The organism is Allobosea sp. P4_H5 (genome assembly GCF_056400825.1).
In genome coordinates, this window is the sequence record NZ_JBFUKM010000022.1 from 1 (window position 1) to 22,087 (window position 22,087).

Sequence of the window (22,087 nt, forward strand, 5' to 3'; positions counted from 1 at the left end):
GACATCCGCCGCCAGGTCCAGATCCGCGGCTTCGGCGATCTCCTGCGCCTGCAGCGTCCGGGCTCGGTGACGCAGGGCTTTGCCGAGCTCGGCTATGCCTTCGCCTTCCGCGGGGTCGCGCTCGAACCCTTCGCGCAGTTGGCGCTGATCCGCGTCAGCACGGATGCCGGCACCGAGCGTGGCGGAGCTGCGGCCTTGCGCATTCTCTCCTCCGACCAGACGCTGGGCTTCACCACGCTGGGTCTTCGGGCCGAGGCGCAGCTCGGGGCGATGCCCTTGTTCGCCCGGGCCATGCTCGGTTGGCGCCACGGCTTTGGCGAGCTCACGCCGCAGGCGCGCACCGCCTTCGTCGTCGGCACCACGCCGGCGCAGGTCTTCGCCGCCCGGATCGACCGTGAGGCACTCGTCGCCGAGGCCGGCCTCGACTGGCGGATATCGCAAGCCACCGCGCTCGGCCTGACCTACTCCGCCGCAATCGGCGAACGCTCCCGCGACCACGCCCTCAAGGGCAAGGTCGAGATGCGGTTCTAACGAGAGAGACCTTGCCGAAACGCGTCTGACAAGTACGGAAAAGTTGCGCATCTGGAGGCATGCTGCTGCGGCAAGGTCCTCCACTCGTGCAGACGATCGAGACGGTTGCGCCTAGCGATCATCGCGACGGTTGACAGAGAGGCCATTTCGACACGTACTGAACTTGCTAGGTGACTTGTGCTGGAAGCCCTTCTTCGAGACGGGCCTCCAGGGAAACAATTCGAACCGGCGCTTTTTCTCCAGGCTCGCGAGGGCCGGGGCGGAAGCGCCGGTTTTTTTGTTTGGGTCACCCGACACCACTTTCGAGGGGATAGGGATGACCGATCGACCGAAGGCAGCAAAGCCCGAGCCCGCGGCTGAAACGATCCTGCATAACGGGGTGATCCGCACGATGGACGCGGCGAACCCGGTGGTGGAAGCCCTTGCCGTCGCCGGCGGCCGGATCGTCGGGCTCGGCACGCGCGCGCAGGTCATGGCGCTCCGCGGAGAGGCAACCACTCTCGTCGACCTTGGCGGCCGCATGCTGATGCCGGGGCTGATCGACTTCCATGTCCATCTCCTCTCCAGCATGATCGCGCGTCTCCATACGACGGCGCTCGACACGGCCGACGATTTCGGCACGATCCTGGGCAAGATCGAAGTTGCCTGCGCCCGCCAGGATGGGGGCGATTGGGTCGTCGCCAACTCCTATGGAGCGCTCGCCTTGCGCCGGATGCGCGAACCCGGAGCGCTCGCGGCCCTCGATGCTGTCAGCCACGGCCGGCCGGTGGTCATGCAGCATCTCAGCGGCCATGGCCATTTCGCCAACTCCGCCGCCTTGCGGATCGCCGGCGTCGATGCGGCGACGCCCAATCCACCGGATGGTGAGATTGTCAAAGACGCTTCGGGGCAACCGACCGGCCTGCTCGTCGAATCCGGAGCCTGGGCCGTCACCGCCGCCATTCCCGAATTGTCCGCAGCCGGGAAGGCCGAGGCGGCGCGCGCCTCGATCGCCTACCTCAACAGCCTGGGCATCACCGGCTTCGCCGATGCATCGGCGAGCCTGGAGATGCTGCAGTTCTACCGGAGCCTCGATGATGCCGGCGCCCTGACCTGCTGGGCCGCCTTCCATCTCGCTTTGAGCCCGACCTGCTCCGGCTATACAGCCGACGAAGCCAAGCTCATGCGCGAGCAGCGCCGCGAGCTCTGCGGCCGGCATATGAATGCCGATTTCGCCAAGATCTTCCTCGACGGCGTGCCATCGCTGCGCACGGCCGCAATGCTCTCCCCCTATGCCATCGCGCCCGACGAACCGCCGGTCCCGACGTCGCTGACGCTTGACGAATTGACCGAGGCGATCGCCGATTTCGACCGGGACGGCTTCGGCGTGAAAGTGCACGCGGTGGGCGACCGTGCGATCCGCATGGTGCTCGATGCCGTCGAACAGGTGCGCCGCCGCAACGGCCCAGGCGGACCGCAGCACCAGATCGCCCATGGCCAGTTCATCACCGCAGCGGACATTCCGCGCCTGGCCGAGCTGAATGTCCTCCACGACATGTGCCCGCCGCTCTGGCATCCCAATTCGGCGAGCCTGACGCATGAGAGGATGGTCGGCGCCGAGCGCTATGCCACGGTCTGGCCGGTTCGCGACATCCTCGCCGCCGGCGCTGCCGTCGTCGCCGCCTCCGACTGGCGTACGATCGCGCCGGACCTCGATCCCTGGGAGGCGATGTGCGGCCTCGTCACCCGCCGCGATCCGACCGGGCGTCATGATGGCGCGCACGCACCCGATCAGGCGGTGAGCGTCGCCGAGGTCCTCCCGCTCTATACGACCAACCCGGCGGCGGCCATGCGGCTCGGCCACCGCACCGGCCAGCTCGCACTGGGATTGTCGGCGGACATGATCATGCTGGACCGCGACCTGATGACGATCGATCCGCTGGCGATCGCGCAGACGAAGGTCCTCGCCACCTGGTTCGAGGGCAGGCTCGTCTATGGCAGCGCTTGAGGCCGCCACCGCACCAAAGCCCGAATAGCATTACGAAAAATCGACAAGAAGGGAGTTCGGAAGCATGCACCGCCGCCACTTCATCGCCGGGGCGACAGCCGCCGCCGCAGGGCTTTCCATGCCGAACCTCGGCCGTGCCCAGGCGAACCGCGCCCGCACCTTGCGCTTTGCCCCCCATGCCGATCTGAGCTTCGTCGATCCGGGCTGGACCCTGGCCTATATCGCGCGGAACCACGGCTTCATGGTGTTCGACACCCTCTACGGACTCGATTCCAGCTTCGAGCCGCAGCCGCAGATGGTCGCGGGACATGTGGTCGAGAACGATGGCCTGCTATGGCGGCTGACCTTGCGGGGCGGTTTGCTCTTCCATGACGGCACGCCGGTGCGCGCCCAGGATTGTGTTGCCAGCATCCGGCGCTGGGCCTCTACCGATGCGTTCGGCCAGAAGCTGATGGCTGCGACCGACGAGCTCTCCGCCGCCTCCGATCGCGAGATCCGCTTTCGACTGAAGCGTCCGTTTCCGCTCCTGCCCGCAGCGCTCGGCAAGGCCAGCCCGTATATGTGCGCGATCATGCCGGAGCGGATTGCCCTCACCCCGCAGACGACGCAGATCACCGAGGTGATCGGCAGCGGCCCGTTCCGCTTCCTCGCCTCGGAGCGCATCCCCGGCGCCTCTGCCGCCTATGCCAAGTTCGACCGCTATGTCCCCGCTCCCGGCAAGCCGAGCTTCGTCGCCGGCGCCAAGGTCGTCCATTTCGACCGGGTCGAATGGGTCACCATTCCCGATGCCGGCACAGCCGCCGGCGCCCTTCAATCAGGCGAGATTGACTGGTGGGAGGCGCCGCCGCCGGACCTCATTCCGCTGCTGAAAAACAACAACAAGGTCGCCGTCGAGACGCTCGACCCGGCCGGCTCGATCGGCGTTTTCCGGTTCAACCATCTCCAGCCCCCCTTCAACAACCCGGCGATCCGGCGCGCCGTGCTCGCCGCGGTCGACCAGGCGCCGTTCATGCAGGCGATCGCAGGCGACGATCGGGCGATGTGGAACGACCGGGTCGGCTATTTCACGCCCGGCACGCCGATGGCGAACGATGCGGGCATGACCGGGCTGTTCGGCCCGCGCGACCTCGCCAAGGCCAAGCGCGATCTTGCGGCCGCCGGCTATCGCGGCGAGCGGGTCGTGCTGCTCGCGGCCTCGAACATCGACGCGATCAACGCGCTCGCTCTGGTCGCGCAGGACCTGCTCACCCGCATCGGCATGAATGTCGACTATGTCTCGACCGACTGGGGTACGGTGATGCAGCGGCGGACCAGCCAGCAGCCGGTCGAAAATGGCGGCTGGAGCGCCTTCGTCGGCACCTGGTCCGGCAACGATCTGGTCAACCCGGCGGTCAGCATCAGCCTGCGCGGCGACGGCAAGGCGGCGGGCGGCTGGCTGACCTCGCCCGAGATCGAGCGGCTGCGCGACGCCTGGTTCGAGGCGTCCGACCTCGCTGAGCGCCAGCGCATCTGCCGTGCGATCCAGGAGCAGGCCTGGCAGGACGTGCCCTTCATCCCGCTCGGCCAGTGGAAGACCCAGAGCGCGTGGCGCACCAGCATTACCGACCTGCCGCGCGGCATTCCCCTCTTCTGGGGCGCACGACCGAGCTGAACGGAGCGGCGGCAGTCCCGACTTCCCCACCCCGGTCACACCGTGACCATGCCTGCGGTGAAGGTCTCGACGACGCCGGCAAGATCGCGCGTTGAGCGATCGACATGGCCGGCAGCTTCGAAGACATGGGCGCCCTGGCTCAAGGTCTGGGCCGCCCGGGAGGCGACGTCCTCGATGGTCAGCGCGGCGCGCTCGGCCGCTACGACCCCTTGCGTCACCGCCTCGCCGGCCTCGGTCGGCCGGCGGCCGATCAGCAGGTCAATTGCCATGGTCCGCCGCGTCGGTGCGCGTGGAAGCGCCGGATTGCTCACCGTCGGCAGCGGCCGGATGGTCGCCCGCAGCCGTGAATTGCTCGGCGAGATCCTTGTAGGCAACGGAATAATACGTCACCAGCGACTTGAACGACAATTCGAAGATGCGGATGAAATTCGACAGGATGGCGATCTTGTCGTCGTCATTGATCTGCGCTCTCTCGATGATGTCCTTCATGAATTTGATTTCGGAATTCACCTTCGCGATCGACTGGGTGAACACCTCGACGTCCCTGCTCTTTTTGAGAAGGACATGACTTTGCAGATCGATGATCGACACCTTGCTTATCCGATCAAATTTGGCACTTCAGTGCTGCTTTTCGCTTGAGAACCTGCAGAGAATAAAGATACAGACGCCGTTGAGTTCAGTTTCCAAAAACAAAAGAACCAAGTAATATGCAAAATACAATTTTGGCACACCAGATACGATTCTGACATCAATTCCGCAACGTCACCCGGAAGTTCAATCTAGCTGGCGCTGGGAAAATGGGACAACCGGGCAAACACCTGAGTATTGCGCCGCTATTCCCCTAAGGCTGACCCCGCCCAGCCGGCATTGCAGATCGGCCGGAAAGCGGGTCTTTCGACGCGAAGCGCCTCTCCCCACATTTTAATGGGCGCATCTCCGATCGGGTCATCATCGGAGCCATGCCATGGCTTGGCCATGAGGTGCCCGCCAAGGCGGAACAGTCTCCGATATCGCGCTCGATCAGATCCGCGGCTAGGGTTCGATCAATCTGTTGCGGATCGCGTAACGGGCCAGGTCCACTGCCGTACGCAGATTGAGCTTCTTCATCGCCGAGGTGCGGTGTGTATCGACGGTCTTGATGCTGAGGCCCCAGCGGCGCGCGATGGATTTGTTCGATTCTCCTTCCGCGACGAGTTGCACCACCTCCCGCTCACGGGCGGTCAATGTCTGCGATGCCACGGTCTTTTCGCCACTGAGGAGCTGATCCAGCAGGCATTTCGCCACGCGCTGCGAGAAATAGGTTTTCCCCTCCGCCAGTGTCCTGACGCTGGCGACGACCTCCCCGTCGTCCTCGGACTTGAGCAGATAGCCGCGTGCACCCGCCTTCAGCGCATCGTGGATCAGCCCGTCATCGTCATGCATCGTATAGATCAGCATCCGGATGTCGGGCAGGGCCCTGAGAACCTGTCGAACCGCTTCCAACCCGTTCAGCACCGGCAGGGAGTGATCGATCACCACGATGTCGGGGGCGTGCTCGAGCGTCAGGCGCACGGCCTCTTCGCCATTCCCGGCCTCGGCGCAAACATGCCAACCCGGCTGAGTTTCGAGGATTGCCCTCAGTCCCCCACGGACGATGGGATGGTCGTCCACGACCAGTATTCTCAGCTCTCGTCTACCCATCATGTTCGGGTCTCGACTTGCTCATCGCAGTCTCGGTTGTCGATTTCACAGAATCAAGCGGGCCGGCGCGCCGTATCCGGGACGGATAGCAGTGCGCGTGAGCCGGCCTCTTCAGCCGCGTCGATCTCGGCCAGCGGCAGGCGCAGGCGGATCGTCGTTCCTTTTCCCTGTTCGCTCGTGATCTCCAGCCCTCCCTGGCTGTCGTCGATGAAGGTCTGGACCTGGCTGAGTCCCAGGCCGCTGCCCTGTCCGGCCGTCTTGGTCGTGAAGAACGGGTCCAAGGCCTGGCCGAGGACTGTTTCCGACATGCCCTGCCCGTTGTCCGACACGCGGATTTCGCTCCAGCCCCGCCCGCCCTGTCCCGAGGACGCTCGTCCCTGACATCGAGCGACACCCTTCCCCCATCCGGCATCGCATCGCGCGCATTCAGGATCAGGTTCAGCAGGACGGCGAGAAGCTGGGGACGGTCGATCCGGCACGGCAAGGCCGATGCCGCGGTCGACAGGCGGACCTCCACCTTCGGCCCCGCAGCGCGATGAAGCATCGGCAGCGCCTCGGATATGACGAGATTCAGGTCATTGACCCCAGGCGCGCGACTGCCAGTGCGGGCATGCGACAGCAACTGGGTGACCAGCTCGCCGCCGACGGTGAGGGTGGCGTCGATCTGATCCAGCAATTCGCTCGCCTTGGCCCGGTCCACCGTTTGCGGGCGCAGCAGCAGGACGGCGGATCGGAGGATCCTCTGCAGGTTTCCGACATCATGCGCCACTCCCGCCGCGAACCGGCCGATCGATTCGAGCCGCTCCGCTTCCGCCAGGCGCGCCCTGGCCCGCTCCTCCTGCAGCCGATGGTCCCGTGTCAGCGCTTCTATGCCGGCGAACATCACGATGATGATGGCCGCCCCGACGCTCGTCACGGTCATATGCGAGCGCCAGGAGCGCATGACGATGGCCTCGCGCATCGTTACGAGCATGACGAGCGGCAGGTTTTCGAGCGCCCTGAAGCTTGCGACCCGCTCATTGCCGTCGATCGGACTTGTCCCCCAGAAGACCTCCGGAGCACTCCCGTCGCGGAATCGCCTGAAGGTTTCCCGTCCAGCGGCCGAGGTGCCGATCAAGGCGTGGTTATGCGGAGAACGGGCGAGTTCGACGCCATCTTTATGAAACAGGGCGACCGTGCCGCCATTGACCCAGAGCTGGCTGTAGAAGCGCTCGAAATACATCGGGTCGATCACAGCCACCGTGACCCCGGCGAATCTGCCGTCGAGCCCCTCGATCCGACGCGACAGCGCGACGATCCAGGCCCCCGACGCGCGACTGCGCAAGGGAGCATCGATGTGCAGCCCCACGGACGGGCTGTCCTTCTGAACCGTAAAATAAGGTCGATCGGCCAGGCTGGCCCGTGGCGATGCCGGATAGCTGGTGCTCTGCGATACGAAGCCGTCGGCTCCGACCACGAACAACGCACGCACATAGGGCAAGACACTCAGCCGCTTGCGTAGATCGGCGACGAAACGCGGATCGTTGTCGGCGAGGTTGGGCGTGCCTGCCGCCTCCGCCGCCATGCCTTGAAGGCTCAGATCGATCGATTGGATGGTGCGGCCCGTCTGCTCGGACAACAGCTTCACCAGATTGGCGACGTTGCGCTCTGCGTCCTCCTGTGCCGCCCGGTGACTCCGCCAGGTCTCAAATGCCAGCAAGCTCAGGATACCCAGCACCAGAAGGAGCGCGGATGTCGGGCGTCGGAACACTGTCACCAGGGGCGCCGCCGATCACGATGCGGCAGATATCGCAGCATGCCCATCACTTCAAAAAATTGGGATTGTCATGAAACGTAAGAAGTGTGCCGGTCCTCGCCCCTATCCATCACCTTCGCGCAAACCGATATCCACTTTGCGCGGGACCATACTGACAGGCATTCATGGCCGCTCAAAATCAGGTCGATACCTGAGGCCGTCTCAGCCGACCTTAGGGCAGCGGTCTGCGCCGGTCATCGCATCGGCGAGACCACAGCCGAGATCGAGGCGGTCATCGCCGCGGCGCAGCCTGTCTTGAATGAGGCACCGCTTCCGCTGCGGACCCTGGGCGCTTGGCTCTGACACGCCGCCGATTGAATTGGGCCCTGGCCGCTCACTCGCCCCCTCGACTTCGAGATGGAACGAGAATTCTGCTCTATCGCGCGACGCGATCCTCCGCCCGCGCTGTGCTGTCTCGCAGCACCTTCGCCAGGCGCCGCACGCCCTCTTCCATGCGATCGAGCGGCGCGGCCGAAAAGCTGAGGCGCAGCGACGCTGTCGCCTGCCCATCGGGCTGGAAAGCCGAGCCCGGAACATAGGTCACCCCCGCCGCCGCAGCCCGGCTCAAGAGCGCATGCGCATCAATATCGGCGTTGAGACTCAGCCAGATGAAAAACCCGCCCTGGGGAGCGACCCAGCTGGCATGGTTGCCGAGTTCCGATTGGAGTGCCGACAGCATCGTGTCCCGCCGGATGCGGTAAGCGTCGCGCAACCGGTCCGCATGGTTCTCGATGACGCCATCGAACAGGTCGAGCAGGCAAGCCTGGGCCAGGCTGCCGGCCTGCAGGTCCTCGCTCTGCTTCATCAGGGCGAGTTTGGCGACGACGGCGCTCGGCGCCACCAGCCAGCCAACACGAAAGCCCGGCGCAATCGCCTTTGAAAAGGTGCCAAGATAGATCGTCCGCGCCTCCTCGATCGAGCGCGTCTTGGTGTCGACGGCCAGGAGCGGCGGCAGCACCGCACCCTCATAGCGCAGCACTTCGTAGGGATCATCCTCGACCAGGACCGTATCCAGCTCCTGCGCCAGGGCGATGAGCTCGCGGCGCTGGGCGAGTGACAGCGTGGCCCCGGTCGGGTTGTGGAAATTCGACATCGCGTAGATCAGCCCCGGCCTTTCGTCGGCAGCGGGTGCTGCCGTCTCCAGCGGTCGCACCTTCGCGCCATGCGCGAGGAATATCTGCAGCGCGCCGGGATAGGTCGGGCTCTGGACCAGAACGCTCGCGCCGGGCTCGACGAACAGCTCGGTGACGAGATCGAGCGCTTGCTGAGCGCCATTGGTCAGCAGGATGTTCTGCCGTTCACATGCCACGCCTTTGGCGCGCATATAGGCGCAGATTCGTTCGCGCAGAGCCGGGTCGCCCTCGCTCGGGCCGTATTGCAGGGCAGCCCGGGTCCGCTCCGGCTGAGACAGGATGCGGGCGAGACTGTCGTGGATTTCAGCCACGGGAAAGAGCGAAGAATCGGGTTCGCCGGGACCCAACGATATGCAATCGGCTGCCTTCACCATGGTCGCCAGACCGCGGATGGCGGACGGCACGATACGGTTCGCATAGCGCGAGAAGCGCTGTTCCATCTGGATCATTCGACGTCCCGAAGGCTCGAGGTTGCGCGCGGGGCGACGGGCGCACGCAGGCCCGTCAACTGGTCGACCAGCAGGCTGGCTGACGCGACGAGCAGGAGCACGAGGCGATGCTCCAGCTTCTCGTCGAGGCTGCGAGCATCGAGGACGAGACTGACACTGGCAGTGATGCCGAGCCCCGTCGCCGCAATCGGCACGGCGATGCCGACGAGCCCGTCATCGATCTCGCTGCGAGTGATGCAGTATCCAGACCGGCGTATGCCGGCGAGCACATCACGCAGCTCCCCGAGCGTTGTCCGCGTGGCTGCTTCGTCGACGCCGGTCATCCCGGCGAGGCTTTCGGTCACGAGCCTCGACAATCGGCGGGCGGGCAGCAGTGACAGGATCGTCTTCGACGTGGCGCCCCTGGCCAGCGGCATCGGCCGCCCACGCTCGTAGGACGGGCGCGCCGGCAGGTTGCCGATGGCTGCATCGGCGACGCAGAGCACGGTATCACCATACAGACGCGCCAGAAGCGCCAGGCACGGCACGCCAGCTTGAGTGACGAGATCGTGCAAGTGGGAGTGCCCGGCCTTGACCAATGGATCGGTCAGGCGGACGAGCCGATCGAACTCGACGAAAGCCGGGCCGAGACGGTAATGCGCCTCATAGGCCGGTTCGAGAAAACCCTCGCCGACCAGATCCTTCACAGTCCGGTAGATCGTGCTCGATGGCCCGCCGAGCGCCTCGGCCATCTCCTGCACCGTCCAGCTGCCCTTTGCCTCCCCGAACAGCCGAAGCAGCTTGATATAGCGCCCGAGGCTGCTCACAGCTCGCCCCGGCTCGTCTGGGTCACGACCTGGTCGGCCGAACGGCCGACAGGCCTGTCCCTACGGCTCTCGACATCCACTTGCGCAAGGCAGTGCTCCTGGCCCAACCGCTCACACGGGCGCGTGCTTGGCCCACACGAACTAAGACCACAGCGCTGCCAGCTCCACGATCTGGGGCGCATCAGGTTGGTTGCTCCACTTTCTTGTTATCTCGATATTGCTGAATCAATAGGCACATCAATTTCTCATATTTTGAGATTTTAGTAAAGCCTGTACGCTTGATGGCAAGCCTGCCCTAAGCCGTCCGCGGGGGAGATCGCCATGGTGAAGCTCAACGACCGGCTCAGCCTCAAGACCATGAAGCTGATTGCCGGCATCGAACGTCACGGCAACCTCTCGCTGGCGGCCGAGGAGCTCCATATCGTGGTCTCGGCGGCGAGCCGCCGCATCCGCTTCCTGGAAGACTCTCTGGGTTTCCGCCTGATCGAGCGGACCGGCCGCGGCATCGGCTTGACAGTGCCAGGGCGCGCGATCGCCACACATGCGCACAAGATGCTTGCCGGCATCGACCAGCTCGAAGGTGAGCTGCAGGACATCACGGATGGCGTCCTGGAGCAGATTCGGCTGAGCGTTTCGGGGCCAGCCCTTTTTCATGACTTGCCCGAGCAATTGCGGACATTCCTCGGCAGCTATCCCTATGTCCGACTCTCGGTTGAAGAACAGACCAGCAATGCAGTCGCCGAGAGCGTGCTCGATGGCCGGGCGGAGCTGGGCATCCTGCTTGGCGCCGAAGTCAGTCCCGGCCTGCGTCTCAGGCCCTATCGATGCGACGCGCTCGGGATCGTGGTTCCTCCGGCGCATCCGCTCGCCGGCCGGACCACAGTTCGGTTCGCAGAGCTGCTCGATCAGGATTGGGTGCTGCCGCCGGATTCCGCGATCGGCAACCTGCTGGCCCAGAAGGCAGCAAGCCATGGCGCCGAGCTGGTCACGCGCATTCGCGTGCATGGAATCGCCTCGACCAGTCGGGTGGTGCAGGGAGGGCTGGGTATAACGGTGCTGCCGATGCGCAGCACCGCGCGGGAGGTCGCCAGCCGCGGCCTCGTCAGCATTCCGCTGGCGGAGAGCTGGGCCTCCTGCAACCTGCATCTCGCGACCCTGCGCAACGCGGTCCTCTCACCGGCCATGGCCGCACTGGTCGATATCCTGGCGGCGCAGCCGGAACGACCGGTGCGACCGCCGGTGTGCAGCGGCGGCCCCGATCCGGGCGGCCGGTGATCGGGGGCTCCAGCGTCGGTTTCCCGAATGCGAACAATGCTTGCCGAAATGCCGCTCGACGCCCTGCGGCGCGCACGGCCATGCTTTGCCTCACGATAATCGCTTCGCGGGCGAACAGCTCTGCGAGTGCCATAATATTCGCGGGGGGAAGACCATGTCGATAGCGGCCGTCGGCAAGCAATCTGTGCTTGACAGGAAAGACCGTTCCAAAGTCGCGCTGTCCTGTTTCCTTGGCTCGGCGATCGAATGGTATGACTTCATGCTGTACGGTTTCCTCGCGCCGCTTGTATTCGACAAGCTGTTCTTTCCCAATGCGGATCCGGTTGCGGGCACGATCGCGGTGCTCGGCATCTTTGCCGTCGGCTTCGTGGCAAGGCCCCTCGGCGGCCTGTTCTTCGGCCATTTCGGCGACCGGCTCGGCCGTAAGCCCGTGATGGCGGCGACGTTGATCCTGATGGGGCTGTCGACGACGGCGATCGGTCTTCTGCCGACCTATGGCTCGCTCGGGATCTGGGCGGCGGTTCTGCTGCTGGTCCTGCGCTTCCTGCAGGGTTTCGCCCTTGGCGGCGAGTCCACCGGGGCGCCGGTGCTGATGCTGGAGAGCGCGCCGGAGGGCAAGCGCGGCGTCTTCGCCTCGATCGCCCAGTCCGGCAACTTCGCCGGCGTCGTGATCGCCACATTGGTGGTCTCCTTCGTGGCGACGCTGCCGAGCGGCATTCTTCTGGGCTGGGGCTGGCGCGTGCCGTTCCTGTTCAGCATCGTGCTCGTGGCCCTCGGCTTCTATGTCCGGCTCAAAGTCGAGGAATCGCCGGTGTTCGAGGCCGCACGGACGGCGCCGACGCGGATTCCGCTGCTCCAGGTGCTCGATAACTACAAGCGACCGGCCTTCATCGTGTTCTGCTGCGCCCTGGCCGAATCCGGCGTCTTCTATCTCACCTCGATCTTCGGCCTTTCCTATGGCGTGAAGACGCTGGGGCTCGATCAGGCCACGCTGCTGCGCGGCGTCCTCATCGGCAATGTCATCGCGATCGGAATGGTGCCGCTCTTCGGCAGCCTGTCGGACCGCATCGGTCGACGCCTCGTATTGGGCACCGGCTTCGTCCTGGCCGGGCTCTACGTCGCCTTCTTGTTCTTCCCGCTGCTGCAGACCCGCGACACCATGCTGGTCATGCTCGCCATGGCCATCCCGGGGGCGCTCATCCAGCCGATGCATATCGGGGTCACCTCGAGCTTCTATCCCGAGCTGTTCTCGGACACCCGCATTCGCTTCAGCGGCGTGTCGCTGGGCCGGCAGTTCGGCACGATCTTCGGCGGCGGCGCCATGCCTGTGATCGCAGCCAGCCTGCTGGCCTGGAGCGGCGGCAGCCTTGTGCCCATCGTGATCTATTTCAGCATCGTCTCGATCATCGCCGTAACGGCCGTGGTCGTCGCTGACGAAACCCGGCTCCGCTCGATCTGAGCGAGCCGCTGGCCTTCACCCGGATCAGTCCGGGCTCGTGCAGGACCGGATCCAGCTAGGAACCACCATGCAGCCAACAGACAAGGCCGTAGCTCCGGGCCCGGAGCGCGCGGAGCCGRCCGGCACCGTTCGCGACGCAACCATCTCGCTTCTGCGGGCCCTCGGCATGACCACGGTGTTCGGCAATCCCGGCTCGACCGAACTCGCCTTCCTGCACGATTGGCCAAGCGATTTCCGCTATGTGCTTGGCCTGCAGGAGAGCAGCGTCGTCGGGATGGCCGATGGCTATGCCCAGGCCACCGGCACTGCGGCATTCGTCAACCTGCATTCCGCCGCCGGCGTCGGCCATGCGCTCGGCAGCATCTATACGGCCTACCGGAACCAGACGCCGCTCGTCATCACCGCTGGCCAGCAGGCTCGGCCGCTGCTTCCGTTGCGCCCTTTTCTCGGTGCCACCTCGGCGACGGAGTTTCCGAAGCCCTATGTGAAATGGAGCTGCGAGCCCGCGCGCGCCGAGGACGTGCCGCTCGCCATCGCGCAGGCCCACGCCATCGCGATGCAGAAGCCCTGCGGCCCGACCTTCGTCTCCATCCCCGCGGACGACTGGCAGGCCCCCTGCCCCCCGGTGCTGCCCCGGCAGACCAGCCGCGACTTCGGGCCCGACCTCGAGCTGCTGCAAGACTTCGCCTCGGCGCTTGACGCCAGCGAGCGGCTAGCCATGGTCGTTGGGGCCGCTGTCGCACGCGACAATGCCTCGGCGCTCGTCGTCACGCTCGCCGAGCGTCTCCAGGCGGCCGTCTGGACCGCACCGGTCGCGAATCGAGCCTCATTCCCGGAGGATCACCCGCTCTTCAATGGCTTCCTGCCGGCGGCACCCGAACCTCTCGCCAAGCGGCTCGGGCAATACGACCTGGTGCTTGTTCTCGGCGCACCGGCCTTCACCTTCCACGTCGCCGGCGATCTGGCTGGGCTTCGATCAGGGCCGCCGATCCTCCAGATCACCAACGACGGCGATGCCGCCGCATCTGCGGCAGGCGGCGCCAGCCTGTTGTCGTCCATACGCCCTGCGGTCTTCGAGTTGCTGGCGCGGCTGCCACAACGAGAGCGCCCACCCGCTGGCGCCGGGCGCTCCCCGGCGCCGCGGATCATCATCGCCGACCCGATCCCGGCGAGCCTCGTCATGCAGACGATCGCGGATTTGCGTCCCCCCGGCAGCGTGATCGTCGAGGAAGCGCCCTCCCACAAGGAAGCACTCCAGCGCCACCTGCCGATCCGCGACAACGGCTTCTACTGCATGGCGAGCGGCGGACTGGGTTTCGCCTTGCCTGCATCGGTCGGCATCGGGCTTGCCGAGCCCGCACGCCCGGTGATCTGCATCATCGGCGACGGCTCGATGATGTACTCCGTCCAGGCCTTATGGACGGCGGCGCAACACCGACTGCCGCTCACCGTGGTGGTCCTGAACAATGGTGGCTACGGCGCCATGCGCGCCTTCAGCCAATTGATGAAGAGTCCTGCCCCGCCTGGCATCGACCTGCCTGGGCTGGACTTCCCGGCCCTAGCCACCGGGCATGGCTGCGCAGCGCTGCGCGTCGAGCGCGCCGCTGATCTGGCGCCTGCCCTCGCGCAGACGTTCGCCAGCACCTCGCCGACACTCGTCGAAGTCGTGATCGACCGGGCCGTGCCCGGCCTCTACGGGCTCGACTGACAGCGACCGCTGCCACGGCTCGCCACCAACCCATCAGGAAATCGCCCCATGGCACAGCTGCCGCATGCCTTGAACTGGATCGACGGGGAGTGGTGCGACAGCCCCGTCCATGCTCCCAGCATCGATCCGGCCACCGGAGGAACCATAGGGTCGTTCGCGGATGCGGCGCAGGCCGATGCCGAGCGCGCCGTGGCCGTGGCGCGAAGGGTCTTCCTGCACGGCGACTGGCGCGATGACCGGCGCTTGCGCGCCCGCGTCCTCAATGCGATCGCCGACCGCATCGAAGCGCGCGCCGGCGAGTTGGCGCAAATCCTGGCAACGGAGAACGGCAAGATCCTGCCGGAAGCCAGATTCGAGGTCGCGACCGTCCCGTCGAAGTTGCGCTATTGCGCCGCGCTCGCGCTCGCCCAGCATGGCCGCGCTCTGGCGGTCCGGCCGGATGCCTATTCGATGGTCCTGCATGAGCCTATCGGCGTTGCCGGCCTGATCGTGCCGTGGAACAGCCCCGTGGTCCTGCTGATGCGCTCGCTTGGTCCGGCGCTCGCCGCCGGCACCACCGTCGTCGCCAAGATGCCCGGCCAAACCGCGCAGGTGAACGCCTTCATCGCGCGTATCCTGTCGGAGATCGCCGAGCTGCCGGCGGGCGTCGTCAACATCTTTTCCGAGAGTGGCATTGCCGGCTCGGCATTCCTGGTTGAGTCACCCGACGTCCCGGTGATCAGCTTCACCGGCAGCACCCGCACAGGCCGCGCGATCGCGGCCGCCGGCGCCATCCGCCTCAAGCGTTTTGGCCTGGAGCTCGGCGGCAAGACGCCGATGATCGTGTTCGACGATGCCGATATCGAGGCTGCGCTGCCCGTGCTCGAAAAGGCGATTACCGTCTTCGCCGGCCAGTTCTGCATGGCCGGCAGCCGTATCCTGGCGGAACGCGGGATTGCCGACCGGCTGCGGCAGGCCCTTGCCGAGCGCCTGGCCAAAGTCCGGCTCGGCCCGGCCTCCGACCCGGCGAGCGAGATGGGTCCGCTGATCGATCGGCAAAGCGTCGCGCGCGTCGACGCCATGGTGGAAAAGGCACTGGCCGAAGGCGCCCGCGCCATCGTCCGTGGCGGCCCCGCGCCCGAACCCGCGCTGGTTGCCGGAGCGTTCTATCGGCCCACGCTGCTAGAGGTCTCCGATCCGGAACTGGCGATCGTTCAGGAAGAGGTCTTCGGGCCGGTGGCGACCTTCCAGGTTTTCGAGGGCGAGGCAGCTGCCATCGACCTCGCCAACAACAGCGATTTCGGCCTGGCGGCCAGCATCTGGAGCCGCAACCCCGGCCGGATGCTTCGCCTTGCGCGGGCACTCCAAGTCGGCACGGTCTGGATCAATGACTGGGCCGCCATCCACGACGAGTTCGAGGAAGGCGGCTTCAAGCAGAGCGGCATCGGCCGGTTGAACGGCCTAGCCTCCCTGCACGACTTTCAGGAGGTCAAGCACATCGCTCTGAAGGCAACCGAGCTGCCTCCGGTTTTGTCATAGCCCCGGTCCCTGAGAGGATGGGGTCGTGACGAGCCAGGCAACGAACAAGTCATCGCCTGAGCTGCCGCGAGGCCGTCTCGCAAGGCCTGTTCCTATGCAGCCGCCAGGAAGCCCGTCACTGCGTCAAGGAATTCCGCCGGTCGCTCGACATTGAGCATGTGAACACCCGGCATCAGCACTAGCTTGGCGCCCGGAATCGCCGCTGCGATTTCCTCGCTGTGGCTGGCCAGGGTCACCTTGTCGTCTATACCCCCGATCACCAGCGTCGGCACCTTGATCAGCGCGATCGTCCGGCGCAGATCGTTATCACGCAGAGCCGCGAAACATCCGGCGAGACCTCGCGGCGGCGTCGCTATGACCATGGCCCGGAAGGTGTCGACGATCTCGTTCGGGCCCGCCAGCATCGAGGCGGGAAACCAGTTGCGCATGAACTGGTCCGCCGTGTCCGACATGTCCTTGACCGCGAGCACCGCCCGGATCTGCACGTCGAAATTGGAAGGCGGCCCGAGATAGGCCGCAGTGTTGGAGAGGATGAGCCGGCCGATCCGATCCGGCGCATGGACGGCGAGCCATTGCCCGATCCAGCCCCCCATCGACAGGCCACAGAAATGCGCCTGCTTGATCTCCAGCGAATCGAGCAGCTCGATCACATCGCGCCCCAACCGGTCGACCGAATAGGCGCCGACCGGCGTATCGGACTTGCCATGCCCGCGAAAATCATAGCGCAGCACGCGGTAGGTTTCCGACAGCGTCTGCACCTGCCCGTCCCACATGTGGAGCGAGGTCGCGATCGAATTCGACAGCACCAGGACGGGCCGGTCGGCGCTGCCGGTCAGCTGGTAGGCGATGCGGCAGCCGTCGCCGGCGGTGAAATGACGGGTCTCGGTCATCTTGCTCTCATTGCTGGTCTGATTTGGGTTGGCAGCGTTTCGCGCTGCGTCGGGGCTGGATCCGCCGGCTGATTGCGCTGCGGCCAGACCTGGCGCCATGAGGGCGCAGCCACCGAGCGCGATTGCGCTGCGACGCGTGACGAAACCGGCCATGCCGCATGTCCTTCTGATCGAACGGGGCTCGGCTCTGGCCCGCCCCCGGGGACACGGCGGATGAAGTGCCGGCCGCACATATGGCTAGGCCATGCCAGCGTCGTAGAATATTACTATGATCCGAAAATCTCTGTCGGAAATAATGACATTGAATGAGCTGAAGCTTCACGATCTCAAGTGTTTCGACGCCGTCGCCAGCCAAGGCAGCTTTCAGGCCGCGGCGCTCGCCTTGAATCGCTCGCACCCATCGGTGTTCGCGGCTGTCTCCCGTCTCGAACATGCGCTCAAGCTGACCTTGCTCGACCGCAGCGGCTACAGGGTGTGTCTGACCGAGGCGGGGGCGCTGTTTCATGCGCGCGCCCGGCTGATGCTGCGCGAGCTCGACCATCTGCACGGCTATGCCGATCAACTGGCGAGCGGCGAGGAAACGATTCTGCGCGTCGTTCTGGGGGATGTCTGTCCGCGGCCACCTGCGTTGCGCCTGCTCGGCCGGTTCTTCGCTGGCCACAAGCGGACGCGCCTCCATTTGGAGTATGAGACGATCAACGGACCGCTCGAGCGCCTGCTGGAGGGTCATGCCGACCTGATCCTGCATCGCGCCGACCCGTCGGATCCGCGTCTCGAACGGGTCGATCTTTGCACCGTCGAGTTCGTTCCGGTGGTGGCGCCAGGGTTCCTGCCGGCCGCCGCCAGGCTGACGATCACGCCCGAGCAGATGCGGCCCTATACCCAATGCGTCATCCGCGACACGGCGCGACAGCCCTCGCCGGATAGTTATTTCCTGGTCGAGGGCTCGCAGCGCTGCTCCGTCCCGGACCATCAGATGAAGAAGGAGCTGATCCTCCACGGGCTCGCCTGGGGGCATCTGCCGGCATGGCTCATCCACGAGGAGCTCAAGGATGGCAGGCTGCTCTCGATCGCTGGGGAACATCTGCCTGGCCGGGTCGAAACCGTGGCGGCCATACGCCGGCGCGACCGACTCCATGGCCCCGTCGCGGAAGCGCTGTGGCAGCACCTGCGCGCCCGGCCGGCGTCAATCGCGGGCGACTTCTAGGGTCCTTCATCCGCCTGCCGACACCGAGCACTCCCGATCACGGGCCTCCTTCGTGCAAGTGATCGCGACGTTGAGCGGCTTGGCCGCCGCCGCTCAGGGCGACGCCTGCGCTTGACGCGTCGCGCGCAGTATCTCCCGCGGCAGCACGCCGGTCTGACGCTCGACCATGCGGTGCACGACCGGCGGCTCGGGCCCGATATGCAGATCCCTGACCCGGTCGCCGATCTCGGCGTCAGCCTGGGTGACGCGCTGGGCCTGGCGGACATATTCGACCCAGGTCGGGCTGTCGTAGCGCTCGATCCAGAGCTCGGCATCGGTCAGGTCGCGCAGCAGCGACCAGTGGCGGGCACCGTCGCGGCGGCGGATGCGCCGGCGTTCCTCCATTGCCTTCAGGAACTCGACCACATCCTCCTGCCTGATCCGCCATTCGATGGTGACGAAGACCGGGCCGCTGCGCGGCTCGATATCGACCGCGACCTCGGGCTTTCGCCAGCGGCCGAGCGGATCGAGATTGAGCGCCTCGAGCGGGGGCAACTGGTACCGCAGCCCGGCGGCCGCGCCGAAGACCAGTGCGACCGCCGCCGCGGTGAGGCCGCCGGCCGGACCGGAATGGAGGGTGACCCAGCCCCAGGCCCAGCTGCCCGCGGCCATGCCGCCGAAGGCCGCCATCTGGTAGAGCGCAAGCGCGCGCCCCACCACCCAGCGCGGCGCCGATAGCTGCACCGTCGAATTGAAGGTCGAGAGCGCCAGCACCCAGCAGGAGCCGCCGACCGCAAGCGCCGGCATTGTGAGCCATAGGGTCGGGCTCAGTCCCACCACCAGGGCCGCGGCCGCATAGGCCAGGAAGGTCAGGCGAACGAGGGTCTCGGTGCTGAAACGACGGCGCAGCCGGGCGCTGACGAAGGCTCCGGCGACCGCGCCGGCGCCGAAGGCTCCCAGCAGGATGCCGTATGTCAGCGGGCCGCCGCGCACGAGATCGCGCGCGACCAGCGGCATCAAAGCGAGACCGACGATACCGCCAAAGCCGAAGAGGGAAGCGCGCAGGATGACGGCGCGGATATTGGGCGACATCGCGACATAGCGGAGGCCGGCGCCCATCGCGAGCAGGAACGTCTCGCGCGGCAGCACGCGCTCGACGCGTGGCGGCTGCCAGCGGGCCAGCACGACGAGCAGGCCGATATAGCTGAAGGCATTGACGACGAAGGCCGCGACCGCGCCGAAGGCGGCGACGATGGCGCCACCGATCGCCGGGCCGACGCTGCGAGCAATGTTGAAGGCGACGCTGTTCAGCGTCACCGCCGCCGGCACCTCGGGTCGCGGTACCATGTCGCCGACCGAGGACTGCCAGGCCGGGTTGTTGAGCGCGTTGCCACAACCGAGCAGGAAGGTGAAGGTCAGGAGCAGCCAGGGCGAGAGCAGCCCATACCAGGCGAAAACCGCCAGCATGATCGAAACAGCGAGCATGAAGCCCTGCGCCGTCAGCAGGATGCGGCGACGGTCGTAATTGTCCGCGATCGCGCCGGCGGCAAGCGAGAACAGCATCACCGGCAGCGCGGTCGAGGCCTGGACGAGCGCGACCATGTCCGGCGAATTGGAGAGCGAGGTCATCAGCCAGGCTGCGCCCACCATCTGGACCAGGCCGCCGAAGTTCGAGGCAAGGCTAGCGATCCAGACCGCACGGAAGATCGGCTGGCGCAACGGCGCAAAGGCCGAATAGCGCCCGTCATCTGGCTTCAGGCCCTCGGCGGCGAGGTCGGCTTCGGCGGTTTCGGCAGTGGTCTGCGTGGCGGGCTCTTGCGGCATGCCACAGTTAGAGCATGCCGGCGGGCGATGGGAAGCGGCGCTGCGCCATTGTCCATCATCAGATGATTTGAGACTGCTTTCGGGTTTCAGGAACGGAGGCTGTGGCGCATCTGGGTTTCAGGGGCGGCTTCGGGCCAATGATACGCCCCGTATTCCAGGCTGACGCCGATGGGTCGGTTGAGCTTCGACAAGCATGCCGCATCCGAAACCCATTATATTGCAATGCAATATCACTTCTCAGCCGTCGCAATGGGAAGACCATGCTTCAGCGCGACAGGATCGGGCGAATGCGCGCCAGATTCTCGATCGTGTGGGCCAAATGGGCGCGCAGTCGGTCGGCAGCTTCGTCCTGATCGCGGCGCGCGAGGCTGTCGAGGATGGCGAGGTGCTCCTCGCATTGCGCGCGGTAACGCTTGCGGTCCAGCATCGACCGGTAGGACAGCAGGCGGCGCACGCGATTGAGCCGCCTGATCGTATCGAGGAAGAACGGGTTGCCGCTCGCTCCGACGATCGTCTCATGAAAGCGCACCCCGCGCTCGTGCAGCGCGTCAGCGGAGTCGGTCTCGATGGCACCCGCGAGCAGCCTCTCCTCGGCATGGCGGCAGATGGCTATCTGCTCGGGCGGAAGGTCGTAGCCCGGCTCGAGGAGGGCCGCAGGCTCGAGGACAAGACGGAGCCGGTAGCTCTGCTCCAGGCTTTCCGGCGTGTTCAGGACCGGCAGGAAAGTCCAGCCATAGCCGGCGCGTCGCTCGGCCCAGCCCTCGGAGCTGATGCGCGTCAGCACCATCGTGAGCTTGGCCCGCGTCAACCCGTAGCGCTCGCGCAGCTCGGCTTCCGTGATCTGGTCGGGAAGCACGCCGCCAAGACGATCCTCCGCGATCCGGAAATAGATCGCATCGCGGCCGTCGGTGCTGGCGAGCCCCAGCTCTTCTGCGCTGGGAGGCTCGCTCTCGCCGACAAAATAGCCGCGGTTGGGCTCATGGCGCAGCACGCCCTTGCCGGCGAGCAGTTGAAGAGCCTGGCCCACCGGGAAGCGCGAGACGCCGAGACGGGTCGCGAGATCCTGTGCGCGCAGATGCGTCCCGGCGGCGAGCCGCAACTCCCGGATCTCTCCGAGCAGCTTCGCCGCCAGCGTCTCTCCGAGGTCCTGTCCGCTCGTCCGTGCCACGATGCGCTCCCTCCGGCCGACGAAGCCGCCGACGAGAGCATCTACCCGAGGCGGGCGGCGATTCGAAGCTTATTTGACGAGTCCGATCGAGCGCAGAACGTCGGCGACGCGGACCTGCTCCGCTTTGAGGAAGGCGGCGAAAGGCTCTCCGGCAAGGTAGTAATCGTCCCAGCCGCGGACCTTCAGCACCTCCGCCCATTCCTTCGACTTGACCATCTTGTCGAAGACGGCGGTGAGCTCCTGCCGTTGCTGAGCCGAGATCCTGGGCGCCGCCATGACGGCGCGCCAGTTGACGACCTCGACGTCCATGCCCAGCTCCTTCAGCGTCGGGACATCCGCGCCGTCGAGGCGCTTGCCCGAGGACAGGGCGATGGCCCTCAGCTTGCCTGCCTTGATCTGGCTCTCGAACTCGCCATAGCCCGACACGCCGGCCGTCACCCGCCCCCCGAGCATGGCCGCGAGCGCCTCGCCGCCACCCGAGAAGGCCACGTAGTTCAGCTTGCCGGGATCGCTGCCGGCCGCCTTCGTCACGAGCGCAGCGAGGATGTGATCGGCTCCGCCGGCCGATCCGCCGGCCCAGATGAAGCGCGAGGGATCGGCCTTGATGGCTGCGGCCACGTCCTTGATCGTCTTGTGCGGCGAGTTCTCCGGCACGACGATGACCAACGGATCGCCCGTCAGGCGCGCGAGCGGGGTGACCTGGTCGAGGCTGACCGGCGCCTTGTTGGTCAGGATCGCCCCCACCATGGTGATGCCGTTGACCATCAGCTGGGACGGATCGCCCTTCGATCCGTTGATGAACTGGGCAAGGCCCACGGTGCCGCCCGCACCCGTGACGTTCAGAACCTGGACGCTTTTGGCGAGGCCGGTGCTGGCCAGGACCTGCTGGATCGAGCGCGCGGCCGTGTCCCAGCCACCGCCTGGTCCGGCCGGGGCTATGATCTTGAGTTCAGCCGGGGCCTGGGCCATGGCCGGAGCCGCGATGAAGGCAGCGGCGCAGGCGAGTAGAAATCGACGGTCGATCATA

General features: G+C 66.0%; 18 protein-coding genes and 1 pseudogene. 8 read left to right on the forward strand and 11 right to left on the reverse strand.

All coding sequences use genetic code 11. The features are described 5' to 3' along the window. The 3 genes from AC1DS0_RS29515 to AC1DS0_RS29525 form a co-directional block, all read left to right on the forward strand. On the forward strand, window positions 1-531 hold a 531-nt coding region (locus tag AC1DS0_RS29515; protein WP_476817775.1), incomplete at its 5' end, for an autotransporter outer membrane beta-barrel domain-containing protein. A 316-nt stretch (window positions 532-847) separates the two neighbouring features. Next, entirely contained in the window at window positions 848-2,518 is a 1,671-nt protein-coding gene (locus AC1DS0_RS29520; RefSeq protein ID WP_476817776.1) for an amidohydrolase, read from the forward strand. Between the two features lie 64 nt (window positions 2,519-2,582). Next, the gene (locus AC1DS0_RS29525) at window positions 2,583-4,169 is read left to right on the forward strand and encodes an ABC transporter substrate-binding protein (protein ID WP_476817777.1); all 1,587 of its coding nucleotides are present in this window, start codon (window positions 2,583-2,585) and stop codon (window positions 4,167-4,169) included. Window positions 4,170-4,204: 35 nt separating this feature from the next. Here AC1DS0_RS29525 and AC1DS0_RS29530 read toward each other — a convergent pair whose 3' ends face one another. From AC1DS0_RS29530 to AC1DS0_RS29560, 7 genes and pseudogenes are all read right to left on the reverse strand, one after another. Beyond that, entirely contained in the window at window positions 4,205-4,438 is a 234-nt protein-coding gene (locus tag AC1DS0_RS29530; RefSeq protein WP_476817778.1) for a hypothetical protein, read from the reverse strand. Further along, a complete protein-coding gene (locus tag AC1DS0_RS29535; protein WP_476817779.1) occupies window positions 4,428-4,760 on the reverse strand; it encodes a hypothetical protein in 333 nt (110 codons plus the stop codon). Before AC1DS0_RS29535 ends, AC1DS0_RS29530 begins: the two co-directional genes overlap by 11 nt. A 441-nt stretch (window positions 4,761-5,201) precedes the next feature. Continuing rightward, window positions 5,202-5,819 carry a response regulator gene (locus AC1DS0_RS29540; protein ID WP_476817780.1) on the reverse strand — a complete coding sequence of 206 codons (618 nt, stop codon included), beginning with the start codon at window positions 5,817-5,819 and terminating at the stop codon, window positions 5,202-5,204. An 83-nt stretch (window positions 5,820-5,902) separates the two neighbouring features. Continuing rightward, on the reverse strand, window positions 5,903-6,157 hold the full coding sequence (locus AC1DS0_RS29545; RefSeq protein ID WP_476817810.1) for an ATP-binding protein: 255 nt from the start codon (window positions 6,155-6,157) through the stop codon (window positions 5,903-5,905). Window positions 6,158-6,825: 668 nt separating this feature from the next. After that, window positions 6,826-7,605 (reverse strand): annotated as a pseudogene (locus AC1DS0_RS29550) (cache domain-containing protein); the annotation flags it as partial. A gap of 415 nt (window positions 7,606-8,020) precedes the next feature. Beyond that, entirely contained in the window at window positions 8,021-9,226 is a 1,206-nt protein-coding gene (locus AC1DS0_RS29555) for an aminotransferase-like domain-containing protein (RefSeq protein WP_476817781.1), read from the reverse strand. Then, the gene (locus AC1DS0_RS29560) at window positions 9,223-10,032 is read right to left on the reverse strand and encodes an IclR family transcriptional regulator (RefSeq protein WP_476817782.1); all 810 of its coding nucleotides are present in this window, start codon (window positions 10,030-10,032) and stop codon (window positions 9,223-9,225) included. Before AC1DS0_RS29560 ends, AC1DS0_RS29555 begins: the two co-directional genes overlap by 4 nt. A gap of 321 nt (window positions 10,033-10,353) precedes the next feature. On the opposite strand from AC1DS0_RS29560, the gene AC1DS0_RS29565 reads away from it, so the two are divergent. The 4 genes from AC1DS0_RS29565 (at window position 10,354) to AC1DS0_RS29580 (ending at window position 15,992) form a co-directional block, all read left to right on the forward strand. Next, the gene (locus AC1DS0_RS29565) at window positions 10,354-11,307 is read left to right on the forward strand and encodes a LysR family transcriptional regulator (RefSeq protein ID WP_476817783.1); all 954 of its coding nucleotides are present in this window, start codon (window positions 10,354-10,356) and stop codon (window positions 11,305-11,307) included. Between the two features lie 154 nt (window positions 11,308-11,461). Beyond that, a complete protein-coding gene (locus AC1DS0_RS29570; RefSeq protein ID WP_476817784.1) occupies window positions 11,462-12,766 on the forward strand; it encodes an MFS transporter in 1,305 nt (434 codons plus the stop codon). A 67-nt stretch (window positions 12,767-12,833) separates the two neighbouring features. Further along, a complete protein-coding gene (gene mdlC / locus AC1DS0_RS29575) occupies window positions 12,834-14,474 on the forward strand; it encodes a benzoylformate decarboxylase (protein WP_476817785.1) in 1,641 nt (546 codons plus the stop codon). A 48-nt stretch (window positions 14,475-14,522) separates the two neighbouring features. Further along, a complete protein-coding gene (locus AC1DS0_RS29580) occupies window positions 14,523-15,992 on the forward strand; it encodes an aldehyde dehydrogenase family protein (RefSeq protein WP_476817786.1) in 1,470 nt (489 codons plus the stop codon). A gap of 92 nt (window positions 15,993-16,084) precedes the next feature. Here the strand turns inward: AC1DS0_RS29580 and AC1DS0_RS29585 are convergent, their stop codons facing one another. Next, entirely contained in the window at window positions 16,085-16,882 is a 798-nt protein-coding gene (locus AC1DS0_RS29585; protein WP_476817787.1) for an alpha/beta fold hydrolase, read from the reverse strand. Between the two features lie 268 nt (window positions 16,883-17,150). Here AC1DS0_RS29585 and AC1DS0_RS29590 point away from each other — a divergent pair, with 268 nt between their 5' ends. Continuing rightward, window positions 17,151-18,089: a LysR family transcriptional regulator gene (locus AC1DS0_RS29590; RefSeq protein WP_476817788.1), complete on the forward strand. Its 939-nt coding sequence runs from the start codon at window positions 17,151-17,153 to the stop codon at window positions 18,087-18,089. 93 nt (window positions 18,090-18,182) lie between these two features. Here the strand turns inward: AC1DS0_RS29590 and AC1DS0_RS29595 are convergent, their stop codons facing one another. From AC1DS0_RS29595 to AC1DS0_RS29605, 3 genes are all read right to left on the reverse strand, one after another. Continuing rightward, a complete protein-coding gene (locus tag AC1DS0_RS29595) occupies window positions 18,183-19,892 on the reverse strand; it encodes an MFS transporter (protein ID WP_476817789.1) in 1,710 nt (569 codons plus the stop codon). A gap of 265 nt (window positions 19,893-20,157) precedes the next feature. Beyond that, the gene (locus tag AC1DS0_RS29600) at window positions 20,158-21,060 is read right to left on the reverse strand and encodes a GntR family transcriptional regulator (protein ID WP_476817790.1); all 903 of its coding nucleotides are present in this window, start codon (window positions 21,058-21,060) and stop codon (window positions 20,158-20,160) included. 69 nt (window positions 21,061-21,129) lie between these two features. Beyond that, on the reverse strand, window positions 21,130-22,086 hold the full coding sequence (locus tag AC1DS0_RS29605; RefSeq protein ID WP_476817791.1) for a Bug family tripartite tricarboxylate transporter substrate binding protein: 957 nt from the start codon (window positions 22,084-22,086) through the stop codon (window positions 21,130-21,132). Window position 22,087: the final 1 nt, after the last annotated feature.